This window comes from Streptomyces griseus subsp. griseus (assembly GCF_003610995.1).
GTDB lineage: Bacteria > Actinomycetota > Actinomycetes > Streptomycetales > Streptomycetaceae > Streptomyces.
The window spans coordinates 4,966,996-4,981,673 of the sequence record NZ_CP032543.1 but is presented as its reverse complement, the minus strand read 5'-3'; the positions used below and the strand labels follow the sequence as shown (position 1 = coordinate 4,981,673).

The window sequence follows — 14,678 nt, the reverse complement described above, 5'->3', positions numbered from 1 at the left end:
TAATTTTTGACTACTGCGTCACACGCGACGCAGGTCAGGACTTCTCGACCTTGGTGAGTTCAACCTGGTTGAACAGGTTCATCTCGACGTTCTTGACGTTGGTCGAGTGACCGAAGACGTTCTTGCCGAAGCGCAGCGGGATGACCGGCATGTCCTTGGCGAGGATGTCCTCAGCGGCCTGCCACTTGACGATGGCCTCTTCCTCGGTCTTGGCCTCACGGCCGTCCTGGAGGAGCTTGTCGAACTCCTTGTTGCTGTAGCCGTAGTAGTTCGAGGAACCACCGGTGCTGTACAGCGGGCCGAGGTAGTTCTCCATGGACGGGTAGTCCATGATCCAGCCCATGCGGAACATGCCGGAGAACTTCTTGTTCTCGACCTGCGTCAGCAGCTCGGCGAACTTCGGCACGGCCTGGCTCACGCAGTCGAGGCCCAGGTTCTTCTTGAGCTGGTCACACGTGGCGTTGATCCACTGCTCGTGGCCACCGTCGGCGTTGTGACCGATGTTGATCTTGTTGCCGTCGATGCCACCGGCCTCGGCGAGCAGCTTCTTGGCGGCGGCGGGGTCGAACTTGCACGCCTCGCCACAGGTGTCCTCGCGGTAGCCGCCCACGACCGGGGAGACGAAGGAACGCGCGGAGGACTGCGAGTCCTGGAAGACCACCTTGATGATCTCGTCACGGTCGATGGCCATCGAGATGGCCTTGCGGACGCGCGGGTCGCTGTACTTCTTGTCGTACGTCGGGAAGGCGACGAACTGGAAGGTCGAGGCCTGCGACGTCTTGAAGCGGTCACCCAGCTCGCTCGGGGCGGTGCCCATGACCTCGGTCGGGATCTGGTCCACGATGTCGAGGTTGTTGGCGAGCAGGTCGTTGTACGCGGTGTTCTGGTCCTGGAAGATCCGGAACTCGACCGAGTCGACCTTGGGCTTGTCACCCAGCTTGTAGTCCTTGTAGGCCTTGACCTTCACGAACTTGTCGTGGTTCCACTTGCCGTCCATCTGGAACGGGCCCTGCCCGATGGGGGCTTCCTCGTACGTCTTGAGGTCGGAGAGCGCCGCCTCGGGCATCGGGTAGAAGACCGTGTAGCCCAGAACGGACTTGTAGCCGGCGAACGGGGCCTTGAGGGTGACCTCGAAGGTCTTGTCGTCGATGACCTTGAGGCCGGAGAGCTCCTTGGCCTTCGGCTCGGCGGCCTTCTTCGGGCCTTCCTCGCCGTCCGGGTCGACGGGGTTCATCTCGTCGTAGCCCTGGATGGTGCCGAAGAAGTAGTTGCCGTCGGCGGCGTTGGGGCCGTAGGCGCCCCAGTTCCAGGCGCCGACGTAGTCCTTGGCGGTGACGGGCTTGCCGTCGTGCCAGGTGGCGTCCTTAAGCTTGATCGTCCAGACCTTGTTGTCCGGGCTCTCGATGGACTCCGCGGCGGCGAGCACCGGCTCGTTCTTCGCGTCGAAGTCGACGAGCGGGGTGAACAGGCCCGACAGGACCTGCGAGCCACCGGACTCCGTGGTCGACTGCGGGATGAGGCGCTTCGGCTCGGCGACGTTCATGCTGAACCCGCCGCCGCTCTTGCCCTTGCCCTCGCTGTCGCCATCGCCACTGCCACCGCCACAAGCGGTCGCAGCCAGGGCGACGACTATCGCGCACCCGACCATCTTGGAACCACGCATGGGTTCTCCTCCTCAAGAGTCCACTTTTGATCACTGCGAGAGGGGCACTGATACGTCGCCGACACCCCTGACGGCGATGAACAGTGACCCCGAAGTGTGCTCGTGAGTCGGCGCTCCCCACAGCGCGTGACCCATTGACCCGAGCTCAATGGAGCCAACTATTGAGTACGACCGGGCCGTAAACCACACTTAAAGGGTCTCGGTTTGACAACATCACCGGCCCCCGGATGCCCGAAATCCGGACAAAGTGATCCTAGACAGACGCCCGCGAAACGGACTGTTAACGCAACTTCCGGAGGGCGACGCCCGATAACCGGACACATGCATCAGGAAAATGGATTGCGTCCGAACCCGCCCCGGACAGCATTCTCCCACCGGAACCAGGGCCCCGACAGGCGTATTGCCGACCCGGCGTCCCCGCGTAGAAGACGTGCGTGCCGTTCTCCGTCAGCTGGAAGGACTCGGACTTCTTGTCGGTTCGAAGGTCACGGACTCGGACTTCCTGGTGGTCCGCCTGCCCTCGGCCTGCCGTCCGCGTCCCACGGAGCCCTCCAGGCCCGCCTGGACGGCCTTCCCGCCGCCCCCGGCCCCGGCGGTCGCCTTCACCGAGCCGCCGGCCTCCCTGACCTTCTCGGCCGCCGGCACCCTGGTCGCGGTCCCGCTCACCGTTCCCCTTGCGGATGCGCAACCTGGTCAGGTCCCCACCGTTCACACTGCCGCCCCCGCTGGTGCGGCCACCACGAATATGGTCCACACGACCAGGCAACTCCAGCTACTTGAGGGAATATTGAGGCTCGGGTGACGACGTGAACTCGGCGCACAACGGGAATGCGACCCTCCATCAGGCCGTGTCCCGGTACCCCTGCCATCGCCCCCGCGCCGCTCCCGATGCGGCCGTGGGGGAACGCGAAAGGTCCGGCCCCCACGGGTCGTGGAAGGCCGGACCGATCTCGTCGCGGGGCGCCGAGGACCCCCTCGGCGCCCCGCCCAGGGGTACGTCAGCGCTTGGCGCGGGAGGCGGCGCGGCCGCGCTCCTTCGCGTCCAGGACGACCTTGCGGATACGTACGGTCTCCGGGGTCACCTCGATGCACTCGTCCTCGCGGCAGAACTCCAGGGACTGCTCCAGGGAGAGCTTGCGGGCCGGGACCACGTTCTCCGTGGTGTCCGCGGAGGCCGCACGCATGTTGGTGAGCTTCTTCTCCTTGGTGATGTTCACGTCCATGTCGTCGGCGCGCGAGTTCTCGCCGACGATCATGCCCTCGTAGACCTCGGTGCCGGCCTCGGTGAAGATGACACCGCGCTCCTGGAGGTTGACCATCGCGAACGGCGTGACCGAACCCGAACGGTCCGCCACCAGCGAGCCGTTGTGACGGGTGCGCAGCTCGCCGAACCACGGCTCGTGGCCCTCGAAGATGGAGTGCGCGATGCCCGTACCGCGGGTCTGCGTCAGGAACTCCGTACGGAAGCCGATGAGGCCGCGGGAGGGCACGATCCACTCCATGCGGACCCAGCCCGAACCGTGGTTCGTCATGGTCTCCATGCGGCCCTTGCGGGTCGCCATGAGCTGCGTGATGGCGCCGAGGTGCTCCTCGGGGGAGTCGATCGTCATGCGCTCGATCGGCTCGTGCGTCTTGCCGTCGATCTGCTTGGTGACGACCTCGGGCTTGCCGACGGTCAGTTCGAAGCCCTCACGGCGCATCTGCTCCACGAGGATCGCCAGCGCGAGCTCACCACGGCCCTGGACCTCCCAGGCGTCGGGGCGCTCGGTGTCCAGGACGCGGAGCGAGACGTTACCGATCAGCTCGCGGTCCAGGCGGTCCTTCACCTGACGGGCGGTGACCTTGTGGCCCTTGCCGCCCTTGCCGACGAGCGGCGAGGTGTTGGTGCCGATGGTCATCGAGATGGCCGGCTCGTCGACCGTGATCAGCGGGAGCGCGACCGGGTTCTCGGGGTCGGCCAGGGTCTCGCCGATCATGATGTCCGGGAAGCCGGCGACCGCACAGATGTCACCCGGGCCCGCCACCTCGGCCGGCTTGCGGGTGAGCGCCTCGGTCATCATCAGCTCGGTGATGCGGACGTTGGACATGGTGCCGTCACGCTTGATCCAGGTGACGGTCTGGCCCTTGCGCAGCTCGCCCTGCTCCACACGGCAGAGCGCGATACGGCCGAGGAAGTTGTCGGCGTCCAGGTTGGTGACGTGGGCCTGGAGCGGCGCGTCCTCGTCGAACTCGGGGGCCGGGACGTGCGAGAGGATCGTGGAGAAGAACGGCTCCAGGCTGTCGCTGTCCTGCGGGACGGTGCCGTCCTCGGGCTTGGTCAGCGAGGCGACGCCGTCACGGGCGCAGGCGTAGACGATCGGGAACTCGATCTGGTCCTCGTCCGCGTCCAGGTCCAGGAACAGGTCGTACGTCTCGTCGACGACCTCGGCGATCCGGGAGTCGGGGCGGTCGGTCTTGTTGATGCAGAGGATGACCGGCATCTTCGCGGCCAGCGCCTTGCGCAGCACGAAGCGGGTCTGGGGCAGCGGACCCTCGGAGGCGTCGACGAGCAGCACGACCGCGTCCACCATCGACAGACCGCGCTCGACCTCGCCGCCGAAGTCGGCGTGGCCGGGGGTGTCGATGATGTTGATCGTGATCGGGTCCCCGCCGTCCTTGGGGTGGTACTTCACCGCCGTGTTCTTGGCGAGGATCGTGATGCCCTTCTCACGCTCCAGGTCGTTCGAGTCCATCATGCGATCGTCGAGGTGCTCGGCGGCGTGGGCGGCGAACGCTCCGGCCTGCTTGAGCATGGCGTCGACCAGCGTGGTCTTGCCGTGGTCGACGTGGGCGACGATGGCTACGTTACGGATGTCGTGGCGCGTGGGCATGGGTGGCTTGCGCTTCTCTCGGATCGTGGGATCAGGCGTCTCAGTCGGTCTTCGAGTCCTCGTACGCCCGCCGGGCGGCACGCCACGGCTCGTCCCATGGTACGGGCCCTGCGCGTCCCGGGCTTCCCGGGCCGATCCGCGAATGCGGTCTTCCCGTGTGATTCAGCCGATATTCAGCCCATGTCAAGAAGCGGCCGCGGCCGCTGGAGGGCCGCGTGCGGAGAGGGTGTGAGGAGGTCGAACGGCCCGGGTCGGGGCGGATACCACCTTGCCCGCCGGGGTCGCCGACGGGCAAGGGTTTTGAGCAGCATCTGAGCTTGTGCGCACCGCTGACCTGCTGTTTTCTCCGCTGACCTGCTGATTCTTCCGGTGACCCGCTACTTCTTGCGGTCTGCGGGGGAACCTGCCGCTTGCCGGTCCGTGAACCCGATGTCCTGGTAACGGGGGGCCGCGAAGCCGAAGGCGCCGGCGTTCGCGAGCTTCTTGTCCACGGCGACGAGTTGCGGGCGCTGGAAGAGCGGAATCGATCCGGCGGCGGCCCAGATCCGGGCGTCCGCCTGCTTCATCAGCTCCCGTGAGGCCTTCTCGTCGAGTTCGGCGACCGCCCGGTCGAAGAGCTGGTCGATGTGGTCGGTGCCGACCCGGGTGTAGTTCTGCTCCACCAGGAGCGACCCGTCGGTGGCCGGCTCCGGCTTGGCGTAGATCGGGCGTCCGTCGGTGGCCGGGTAGGCGGTGGCGGGCCAGGAGTAGAGCGCCAGGTCGTAGTCGCCGGAGGCGATGTGGTCCTTGAAGTAGCTCTCGTCGGGGACCTTGGTGATCTCCGTACCGATCCCGATCTTCTCCAGCATCGCCGCGATCCGATCGCCGACCCCGCGCAGCGACTGCGAGCCGGGTCCGGAGGGGAGCACGAAGCGCAGGGTCAGCGTCTTGCCGTCCTTGCCGAGCGGCCCGTTGACCGAGGCGGGGGCGGGGGCGGGGGTGCCCATGGGGGCGTACGCACCGGCCGCGCCGCCGGGCTGCTTGTCCTGGGCGGTGACCTTGGCGGCTTCGGCGGCCTTGGCGGCGGCGTCGGTGTCCCCGCTGACGGCGCCCGCCTGGCGGAGCAGGGCGATGCTCTGGGCGGCGGCGCTCCCGGCGGGGGCGAGGACGTAGGAGGCGTCGGGGCCCTGGACGGGTCCGGCACCCGGCTTGTTGTCCTGGCCGACGATGTAGAGGCCCTCGGCGCGGGAGGAGGCGCTCTCAGCGGAGCCGGAGGCGGCCTTGTCGGCCTTCTCTTCCTTGTCGTCCTTCCCGGCGTCCTTGTCGGCCTTCTCCTCGGCCTTCTTCCCCTCGGCCTCGCTCTTCTCCGCGCCCTCCTTCTTCCCGTCCTTCTCGGTGCTCTCCTCGTCCTCCTCGTCCTTCTTCTCCGCCTCGCTGCCCGCCTTGGTGTCCTTCGGCTTCTCAGCCGCACCGCCCCGGGTCCACCCCGCGTCGGCCAGCAGCGCCTGGGCCTCCTTGGTGTTCTGGTCGCCGAGCGCCCCGCTGCCGTCCTTGTAGCCGGGCTGTCCGGCCAGGGCCAGGTGGCTGCCGAGCGGCTTCGCCGGGAGCCCGAGCGGCTTCAGTACGTTCTCGGCGAGCTCCTGGCGGTCGAGGGCGCGGGCCACCGCCCGGCGGACCCGGTCGTCCGCGAGCGGGCCGGACTCGCCGTTCAGCGCGAGCTGGGTGTAGGCGGGCTCCAGGGACTTGCGTACGGCGTATCCGCGCAGGGCCTTCTGCTCGGCCCCGTACGCGGCGACGGCCTTGCGGTTCTTCTCCCGGGCGGCCTGGGCGATCTCCGCCTGCTCCTCGTCGGAGCCGTTGGCCAGGGCCCAGGAGCGCAGGGCGGCGGCCGGGGTGAGGTCGGCGCCGGGGCCGTGGGTGAGCGGCTGGCCGTTGTTGCCGTCGCGCCGGGCGAGGGCGATGCGGTTGGCGGTGGCGGCGTCGACGTCGGCGATGTGCACGGTGCCGTCGGCGAGGGCCTTGGCGCGGTCCTTGGGGGCGACCGCCCGGAAGACGAGGCTGTCCAGCTTGGCCTTCTCGCCCCACCAGCGGGGGCTGCGGACGAGGGTGACGGTGCCCTTGGCCTTGCTCACGCTCTGGAGCTGGAAGGGGCCGGCGGTGTTCTTCAGTGCGGTGCGCGCGCCGTCGTTGAAGGTGTCCGGCTTGCCGGTGATCTCCTTCGGGTAGAGCGGCGAGAAGAGCGAGCGCCAGTCGGCGTACGGCTTGGCGAAGGTGACCCGGACCTGGAGGTCGTCGGCGCCGCGTTCGATCTTCTCGATCCGCTCGTAGCCGGCGTTGCGGGCCGTCCAGAAGGCCGAGTCCTTGCCGCTGAGCGCCCGCCACTGGGCGACGAAGTCGGGGGCGCCGATCTCGCGGCCGTCGCTCCAGACCGCCTGCTGGTTGAGCTTGTAGAGCACGACCTGCTTGGGCTCGCGCTCGATGATCTTCGCGGACTCCAGGTAGTCCGGGTTGAGCTTGGGCTGCCCGGTCGCGTCCATCGGGAAGAGCGTCGGCAGCAGGGCCCCGGTGATCTTGGTGGTGGCGCTGTCGGCGTCCGCCTGGAAGGCGTTGAGGGTGGCGGGCATCGCGTCGACGGCCCAGTTCACCGTCGATCCGTCGGCGACCCGGTCGCGGGCGGCGGGGGCGATGTCCTGCGGGGCCCCCCGGGAGGTCTCCCCGGTGTCGGAGCTGCAGCCCGCCAGCGCGGGGATCGTGAGCACCCCCACCGTGAGGAGCGCGAGCGAGCGGCGCTTTCGTACCGTCCCGCGCGGGACGCCGACGTGGGACATGGCTGATACCTCCGGGGCCGGCCCGGACCACCCCGTACCGGAATGGGCCGGATAGTGCTTGTTTGGTGGCATTTGCAGTTGATCAGACTGATTCCTGCCACCCACTGAAAGCGCCTCCGCGCGGGAGGAGCGGCCGACACGACGTACGGGGGCGGCAAGCTCACCCGCCCGGAGGAACGTTCTGGCACACCCCCGCTCCCGCCTTGACCCGCCCCCGTCCCCGCCTTGCCCCGCCTTGACACCTCCCCGGTCCCGCCGTGGCGCGCTCCGGCTCACGCCATGGCGCGCACCCCGCCCCATCCTGGTCGCCCCGGATCGCCCTGTCTTGCTCCCCCGGCGGCCCAGGATCTAGGGTGAATGCGCTTTCACGAGCCCGTGATCGCAGGGGCCGGCACCGGAAGCCGCCGGCCCGGGATCAGCACCCGCGCCAGTCGCGGCGGACGAAGAAGCGGACGGTCGGTCGAGTGAGCGCCCCCACGGTGTACGACGTCGCCGAGCGGTCGGGCGTCTCCATTGCCACGGTCTCGCGGGTCTACCGGAACCCCGACTCCGTACGCGCCCAGACCCGCGAACGGGTGCTGGCGGCGGCCCGCGAGCTCGGTTACGTACCCAGCGGCAGCGCCCGGGGCCTGGCCAGCCGCACCACGGGCGTGCTCGGCCTCTGCTTCCCGGACTACGCCGACCCGGACGCCGAGAGCGCCGCCGCGCTCAACGACGCCGACGACGACCAGGCCGTCATGCTCTACTCCGACCAGATCATCCGGGGCATGGAGCGGGCGGCGAGGCGTCACGGTTACGCCCTCCTCATCGCCGCCTCGCTGGACGGCGGGCCGGAGAGCCTGGTCGCCAAGGTGGCGGGGAGGGTCGACGGGTTCGCCGTGCTGGCCCGGACCGTGCCGACCGAGGACCTGGAGGTCATATCGCGCCGGCTGCCCGTGGTGATGCTCGCCGGGCCCCGCGAGATCGACCACCTGGACCACATCGTCGTCGCCAACGCGGACGGCCAGCGCGCCCTGACCCGCCACCTCATCGAGGACCACGGGCTGCGCCGCCTGGCGTTCGTCGGGGGCGAGGACGACTCACCGGACGCCGTCGCCCGCTTCCACGGCTTCCGGCAGGCGTGCCAGGAGGCCGGGCTCCCGGTCCCCTCCCGCCCCGAACTGAGCACCGGCACCCTGACGCAGGCCGAGGGCGCACGGGCGGCCGATGCCCTGCTGGACCGCTCGGAGGGTACGGGGGTCGAACGGCCGGAGGCGATGCTCTTCGTCAACGACCAGATGGCGATGGGGGCCCTCCAGGCGCTGGAGCGGCGCGGCGTACGGGTCCCCGAGGACATCGCGGTGACCGGCTTCGACGGCATCCCGCTGAGCCGGATCGTCCGCCCGCCCCTGACCACGGTCCGCCAGCCGATCCGCCAACTCGGCGAGCAGGCAGTGGAGTTGCTGGTCCAACGCCTGGCCGACCCGGGCCGCGCCCCGGTCTCGCTGGAGCTGCCGGTCTCGGTGACACGGAGGGCGAGCTGCGGCTGCGGGTGAGCCGGTACGGCCACCGATCGGGTGACACCAGGCGGTCGGGCTCAGTCGCTTCGGGTGGTTTTATGCACATAAACCATGCAGTTCTCTAGGGCGGAGCACTGAGTCCGGGCTGGGAGGGCATAAGCAACCTCCGACCCGAGGAGGCTGTGGTGAGCGACAGGACAGGGCTGGCCGCGGTGCTGGCGGCCGCAAGGGACGCCGCGCCGGTGAATTCACTCGACGTCGTGGCGCGCGACCTCCGCACCCGGTTCGGTGCGCGATATGTGTCGTTCCTCTTCGTGGACCTGGTGGGCAATCGCCTGCTGCGGGTCAGCGACATGACCGACGGCTCCCCCAAGGACCGGACCGAGCCCGTTCCCCTGGCCGCCAGCGGCATCTACGACAAGGTGCTGCGCTCCCAGAAGCTGGTGCAGGGGCAGCAGGACGGGAGGGGCCGGCGGGTCCTCGCTCCGGTGACCAACCGCGGCGACACCATCGGCGTACTGGAGCTGTTCCTCGAAGCCGTCACCGAGGACGTGCTCGCACAGGTCGAGGAGGCCGCGCACGCGCTGGCGTACATCATCGTCACCGACCGCCGCTTCACCGACCTCTACCACTGGGGCAACCGCACCACTCCGGTCAGCCTGGCCGCGGAGATCCAACGCCAGCTCCTTCCCTCCGCCGCCTCCTGCGAAGCGGCGGAGTTCACCCTCGCCGGGGCGCTGGTCCCGGCCTCCGACATCGCCGGGGACACCTACGACTACAGCCTCGACCACAGCGCCCTGCATCTCTCCGTCACCGACGCCATGGGCCACGACGTCAACGCCTCGCTCATCGCCACCCTCGTCGTGAACGCCTCGCGCGGCGCCCGCCGGTCCGGGGTGGAGCTCGCCGAGCAGGCCCGCCAGATGCATCAGGCCCTCCTCGACCACGGCGACCACACGTTCGCCACCGGTCAGTTGCTCCGCATCGCCCTGGACGGGAGCCGCGCGCAGCTCGTGAACGCCGGCCATCCCAGGCCGCTCCGGATGCGCGACGGCTCGGTCGAGGAGATCACCCCGCAGGTCGACATGCCCTTCGGCTTCCCGGCGCAGGACGCCTACCAGGTGCAGGATCTCGACCTGCGCCCCGGCGACCGCTTCCTCCTGTACACCGACGGCGTGCAGGAACGTGAAGCGGCGGCGGTGGGCCTGCCCACGCTGCTGGTCCAGACCGCGGCCGAGCACCCGCGGGAGGTCGTCCGCACCATCGTCACCGCGGTCGCGGACGCGCACGGCGGCCGCCCGCCCCGGGACGACGCCACCGTCCTCTGCCTGGACTGGCACGGCCCCGGGGCAGCCCGACCTGACGCCTGAGGCGCCCGGCACGCCCGCCGGCAGCCACCAGCCGGCAGCCCTCACCCGGCAGCCGTCAGCCACCCCCCGAAGAAGCGCGTCCGATCGGCGTCCAGCTCCGCCGCCTCGGCCACCATCCCCCGGTACGCGAAGTGCCCCGCGCTCAGCACCTGGAGCTCGCGCTCCCCGGCCAGCGCGTTGTATACGGCGAACTGCCCCGGCGGCGGCACGGCAGGGTCGAACGGCGCCGCCGCGACCAGCGTCGGCAGCTCCAGCCGCCCCGCCGCCGTCGCCGCGTCGAAGTAGCGCAGAACGTCGGCGACTCCGGGGTGCTCGCGGTGGTGCGCCCGCACCGCCTCGCCGCTGCCGGTACAGGGCAGGGTCAGCCGCAGCGGGTGGTTGCCGAAGGTGGGGACGGTGAGCTGGGCGGCGCCGAAGCGGTCGTCCCAGGGCAGCGCGAGAGCCCCGAGCCCGCCGCCGAAGCTCTCGCCGAGGTAGCCGAGGCGCGGCCCGCCGGGGTGCCCGTCGCCGGCCGGCCGGGAGCCCGCCGCCCCCGGCCGCCCGCCACTCACCGCACCGGCACCCACGACCGCCAGTTCCGGGACGACCTCCGTGAGGGCCGAGGCGGCGCACCAGAGGTCGGCCACGCACTCCCCGATGACGTACGAGTCGCGGGAGCCGATCCCGTGCAGCACATGCTCATCGGCCAGGTCCGGGATGCCGTCGACCCGCCCCCGCTCCCCCATGCCCCGCACGCACGGCAGGATCGCGGCGGCCCCGGGCAGCGGCGGCGGGAGGTCCCGGCCCGGGTCCTGGCGGCCGCCGTACCCGTGGCCGACGACGAATCCGTACCGCACCGGACCCTCGGCGGGCAGCGCGAGCCAGCCGCCGAGCCGGACGCCGCCCACGGAGGTGTAGGTGACCGGGTGGACCCGTACGCCGTCGCGCTCCTCCTCCACCGGGCCGAGGACGGGCCGCGTCCTGACCGCACGGGCACGCGCGTACCGGTCACGCCAGAAGGCCTCGAAGTCCGCGGGGGCGGGCGGCGCCGGGACCTGGAGCAGCTGGTCGAGGGCGGTGTACCCGTGGGCGGGGTCGAACGGGAAGTCATGGGCGAAGGCGACGGGTGAGGCCATGCGGCGAGCGTAGACGCCGACTCACCGCCCAGGGGAGCGGGGCGACGAATCGGTCACATCACCTATTGTTCCACAAACAGCGCGATTACGGTGCGGGAGTGGGCGCCCAGGTGTCGGCCACGTTGCACGAGTGTGACCCAGCACCCTCTTGCGGATTCCGGAAAGCCTGGCGCAGAGTGATGTATGCGCTTACAGGCAGCGCATACATCGCGCAGCATCAGGATTGCTCAAGGAGGAGCCCTCCATGTCCCGCATCGCCAGAACCGCCCCCGCCGGCCTCGCGCTCGCGCTCGCCGTCACCCTCTCCGCCTGCGGCTCCTCCGGCGGAGATGTCGCCGCGGACGAGAAGCAGACGCTCACCGTCTGGGCCATGGGCGCCGAGGGCGAGAAGCTCGCGGACGTGGCGAAGGTGTACCAGAAGGCCAACCCGAACATCACCGTCAAGGTGACTCCGGTCGGCTGGGACGTGGCCCACCAGAAGCTCGTCTCGGCCGCGGCGGCGGGCACGCTGCCCGACGTGGCGCAGATGGGCGGGAGCTACATGGGCGAGTTCGCCGAACTGGGCGTGCTGGAGCCGGTGGACACCAAGGTCTTCGACAAGAAGGACTTCTTCCCGGCGGGCTGGGAGCAGGGCGAGGTGGACGGCACCGCGTACGGCGTGCCGTGGTACGTCGACACCCGCGTCCTCTACTACCGCACGGACCTGGCCGAGAAGGCGGGCGTGACCAAGGCCCCGGCCGACTGGAAGGAGCTCCAGGAGCTGGCCACCGCGTACCAGAAGAAGGCCGGTACGAAGTGGGGGCTGTCCATCCAGCCGAGCGGCCTGGACACCGTGCAGAACTTCTACTCCTTCCTCTACTCGGCGGGCGGCGAGATCGTCAACGCCGACGGTGAGGCGGTCATCGACAGCCCGGCTGCGGTCAAGGCGCTCAAGGAGTACGGCAGTTACTTCGACAAGGGCCTGTCCAACAAGTCCGTGCAGCCCGGCTACGACGTGGTGAAGGACTTCGGCAACGGCCGGGTCCCGATGTTCTTCGGCGGCCCCTGGCACGTGACCCTCCTCAACGAGGGCCAGCCCCAGATCAAGGGCGAGTGGGCCATCGCCAACGTTCCGGCGGACGCCTCCTCCACCTCGATGGCCGGCGGCTCCTCCCTCGTCATCTCCAAGGACAGCGAGCACAAGGCCGCGGCGACGGAGTTCATCGAGTACCTCACCGACACCGAGGGCCAGGCCGACTGGTACGAGCGGACGAAGGACCTGCCCGCCAACACCTCGGCCTGGGAGTCCGGCAAGCTCGCGGACGACGCCGACCTCCAGGTCTTCAAGAAGCAGATGGACACCGCCAAGTCCTCGCCGTCGCTGGCGCAGTGGACCGAGATCACCGACAAGGTCGACCAGGCCATCGCCAAGGTGACGCAGGGCAAGGCGTCCGCCGAGGACGCGCTGAAGCAGGCGCAGTCCCAGATCGAAGGCCTCGTGAAGCAGTAGCCATGAGCACCACGACCGAGAAGGCAGCCGCGCGGCGGGAACCGCCGCCACCCGCCACCGCGCCCGCGGGCAGAAGAGGCCGCAAGCCGTCGATGGGCGTGCAGAACGCGGCGGGCTGGCTGTTCTCCACCCCGTTCCTCGTTCTGTTCACCGTCTTCATGGCGTTCCCGATCCTCGCCACGCTGGTGATGAGCTTCACGGACTTCGGGCTGCGCAACGTGACGCGCCCGTGGGAAGCGGACTTCATCGGGTTCGACAACTACGTGAAGCTCTTCGGCGACGAGAAGTTCCTCAAGTCCCTCTTCAACACCGGGTACTTCGTGGTGGTCGGCGTCCCGCTGACCATCGCGATCGGCCTGGTCACCGCCGTACTGCTGAACAACGGCATCGACCGGGCGCGGACCTTCTTCCGGGTCGGCTTCTACGCCCCGGTGGTGACCACCATCGTCGCGGTCGCCGTCGTCTGGCGGTTCGTCCTCGATCCGAGCGACGGTCTGATCGCGGGCCTCTTCTCCGAAGTGGGCTGGACGGCACCGGACTTCCTCGGCTCCGAGACGCTGGCGATGCCGTCGCTGATCGTGATGGCGGTCTGGCGGAACGTCGGAACGGTGATGGTGCTGTTCATCGCGGGCCTCCAGGCGGTCCCGACGGAGGTACGGGAGGCGGCGAAGCTGGACGGGGCGAGCGTGTGGCAGGAGTTCCGGGGAATCACGGTCCCGCTCCTGCGGCCGACGGTCCTCTACGCCACGGTGATCACGACGATCGGCTACCTCAACGTGTTCGAGGAGCCGTTCGTGATGACCCAGGGCGGCCCGTCCGACTCGACGCTGACGGTCTCGCTGAACATGTACCGCGAAGGGTTCAACTTCTTCCACATGGGCTACGCGAGCGCCATGGCGTACGTCCTGTTCGTGGTGATCATGGGCATCACGGTGCTCCAGCTCCGACTGCTGAAGGACAACACGAAATGAGCGCCACCAGCAGCCACGCGCCCACCGCCCGGACGCCGGGGAGGAAGAGGCGGAGCGCCTCCCGCCCCCTGGTCTACGTCCTGCTCTCCCTCGGCCTGCTGGTCATGTCGGCACCCTTCCTCTGGATGGGGCTCTCCGCCTTCAAGACGCAGAGCGAGCTGTCGGCCAGCCCGCCGGTGTGGATCCCCACCGAGTGGACCCTGACCAACTTCCGGCAGCTGCTGGACAAGCTGGACCTGCCGCTGTACTTCATGAACTCGGTGATCGTGGCGGTCCTGGTGACCGTCTCGAACCTGGTCTTCTGCTCCATGCTCGGCTACGCCCTGGCCAAGCTGAACTTCGTGGGCCGCAACAAGCTCTTCGGCCTGGTGCTCGGCGCGCTGATGGTGCCCGGCAACCTGATGCTGCTGCCGCTGTTCGTGCTGATGAGCAAGCTCCAGCTGATCGACAGCTACGCCGGTCTGGTGCTGCCGTTCGCCGCCGGGGCCTTCGGGGTCTTCCTGATGCGGCAGTTCATGCAGTCGATCCCGGACGAGCTGCTGGAGGCGGCCCGGATGGACGGGGCGAGCGAGTGGTACATCTTCTGGCGGATCGTGATGCCGCTGGTGAAGCCCGCCCTGGCGACGCTCTCGATCTTCACCTTCCTGGGCTCCTGGAACAACTTCGTCTGGCCGCTGATCGCGACCAACGACCCCGACAAGTACACGCTCCCGGTCGCGCTGGCGACCTTCGCCACGGACCCCAACAAGGCCGGCGGATCGAACGGGATGCTGATGGCCGGGGCGTTCCTGGTCGTGCTCCCGGTGCTGGCCCTCTTCATCGCCCTGCAACGGCACTTCACGCAGGGCATCGCCACGGCGGGCCTCAAGTAGCGCTTCCGCCGAGGCACCTGAC

At 69.4% G+C, this 14,678-nt stretch carries 9 protein-coding genes; 5 read left to right on the top strand and 4 right to left on the bottom strand.

Annotated elements, in window-relative coordinates; translation table 11 throughout:
- Positions 1-34: 34 nt before the first annotated feature.
- The 3 genes from D6270_RS22605 to D6270_RS22590 form a co-directional block, all read right to left on the bottom strand.
- On the bottom strand, positions 35-1,663 hold the full coding sequence (locus D6270_RS22605; protein ID WP_109163781.1) for a peptide ABC transporter substrate-binding protein: 1,629 nt from the start codon (positions 1,661-1,663) through the stop codon (positions 35-37).
- Between the two features lie 998 nt (positions 1,664-2,661).
- A complete protein-coding gene (gene typA, locus D6270_RS22595) occupies positions 2,662-4,533 on the bottom strand; it encodes a translational GTPase TypA (RefSeq protein WP_109163783.1) in 1,872 nt (623 codons plus the stop codon).
- A gap of 377 nt (positions 4,534-4,910) precedes the next feature.
- The gene (locus tag D6270_RS22590) at positions 4,911-7,340 is read right to left on the bottom strand and encodes an ABC transporter family substrate-binding protein (protein ID WP_109163784.1); all 2,430 of its coding nucleotides are present in this window, start codon (positions 7,338-7,340) and stop codon (positions 4,911-4,913) included.
- A gap of 464 nt (positions 7,341-7,804) precedes the next feature.
- Here D6270_RS22590 and D6270_RS22585 point away from each other — a divergent pair, with 464 nt between their 5' ends.
- Positions 7,805-8,875 carry a LacI family DNA-binding transcriptional regulator gene (locus D6270_RS22585; protein ID WP_093685982.1) on the top strand — a complete coding sequence of 357 codons (1,071 nt, stop codon included), beginning with the start codon at positions 7,805-7,807 and terminating at the stop codon, positions 8,873-8,875.
- Between the two features lie 146 nt (positions 8,876-9,021).
- Complete coding sequence (locus D6270_RS22580; RefSeq protein ID WP_109163785.1) at positions 9,022-10,209, top strand: PP2C family protein-serine/threonine phosphatase; 1,188 nt, start codon at positions 9,022-9,024, stop codon at positions 10,207-10,209.
- Positions 10,210-10,250: 41 nt separating this feature from the next.
- On the opposite strand, the gene D6270_RS22575 is transcribed toward D6270_RS22580, so the two are convergent.
- The gene (locus D6270_RS22575; protein ID WP_109163786.1) at positions 10,251-11,324 is read right to left on the bottom strand and encodes an acetylxylan esterase; all 1,074 of its coding nucleotides are present in this window, start codon (positions 11,322-11,324) and stop codon (positions 10,251-10,253) included.
- A gap of 244 nt (positions 11,325-11,568) precedes the next feature.
- Between D6270_RS22575 and D6270_RS22570 the strand changes: the two genes are divergently transcribed.
- Genes D6270_RS22570 through D6270_RS22560 form a run of 3 tightly spaced genes read left to right on the top strand, consistent with a single transcriptional unit; the run spans position 11,569 to position 14,656 of the window.
- Positions 11,569-12,813 carry a sugar ABC transporter substrate-binding protein gene (locus D6270_RS22570; RefSeq protein ID WP_109163787.1) on the top strand — a complete coding sequence of 415 codons (1,245 nt, stop codon included), beginning with the start codon at positions 11,569-11,571 and terminating at the stop codon, positions 12,811-12,813.
- A gap of 2 nt (positions 12,814-12,815) precedes the next feature.
- The gene (locus D6270_RS22565; RefSeq protein WP_109163788.1) at positions 12,816-13,784 is read left to right on the top strand and encodes a carbohydrate ABC transporter permease; all 969 of its coding nucleotides are present in this window, start codon (positions 12,816-12,818) and stop codon (positions 13,782-13,784) included.
- Complete coding sequence (locus D6270_RS22560; protein ID WP_109163789.1) at positions 13,781-14,656, top strand: carbohydrate ABC transporter permease; 876 nt, start codon at positions 13,781-13,783, stop codon at positions 14,654-14,656. The genes D6270_RS22565 and D6270_RS22560 overlap by 4 nt, the downstream gene beginning before the upstream one ends.
- The last annotated feature ends 22 nt before the right edge of the window (positions 14,657-14,678 follow it).

Coding starts and splice junctions, on each gene's coding strand:
- D6270_RS22575 (WP_109163786.1), bottom strand. CDS start 11,324: ATGGCCTCACCCGTCGCCTTCGCCCATGACTTCCCGTTCGACCCCGCC.
- D6270_RS22590 (WP_109163784.1), bottom strand. CDS start 7,340: ATGTCCCACGTCGGCGTCCCGCGCGGGACGGTACGAAAGCGCCGCTCG.
- D6270_RS22570 (WP_109163787.1), top strand. CDS start 11,569: ATGTCCCGCATCGCCAGAACCGCCCCCGCCGGCCTCGCGCTCGCGCTC.
- D6270_RS22605 (WP_109163781.1), bottom strand. CDS start 1,663: ATGCGTGGTTCCAAGATGGTCGGGTGCGCGATAGTCGTCGCCCTGGCT.
- typA (WP_109163783.1), bottom strand. CDS start 4,533: ATGCCCACGCGCCACGACATCCGTAACGTAGCCATCGTCGCCCACGTC.
- D6270_RS22565 (WP_109163788.1), top strand. CDS start 12,816: ATGAGCACCACGACCGAGAAGGCAGCCGCGCGGCGGGAACCGCCGCCA.
- D6270_RS22560 (WP_109163789.1), top strand. CDS start 13,781: ATGAGCGCCACCAGCAGCCACGCGCCCACCGCCCGGACGCCGGGGAGG.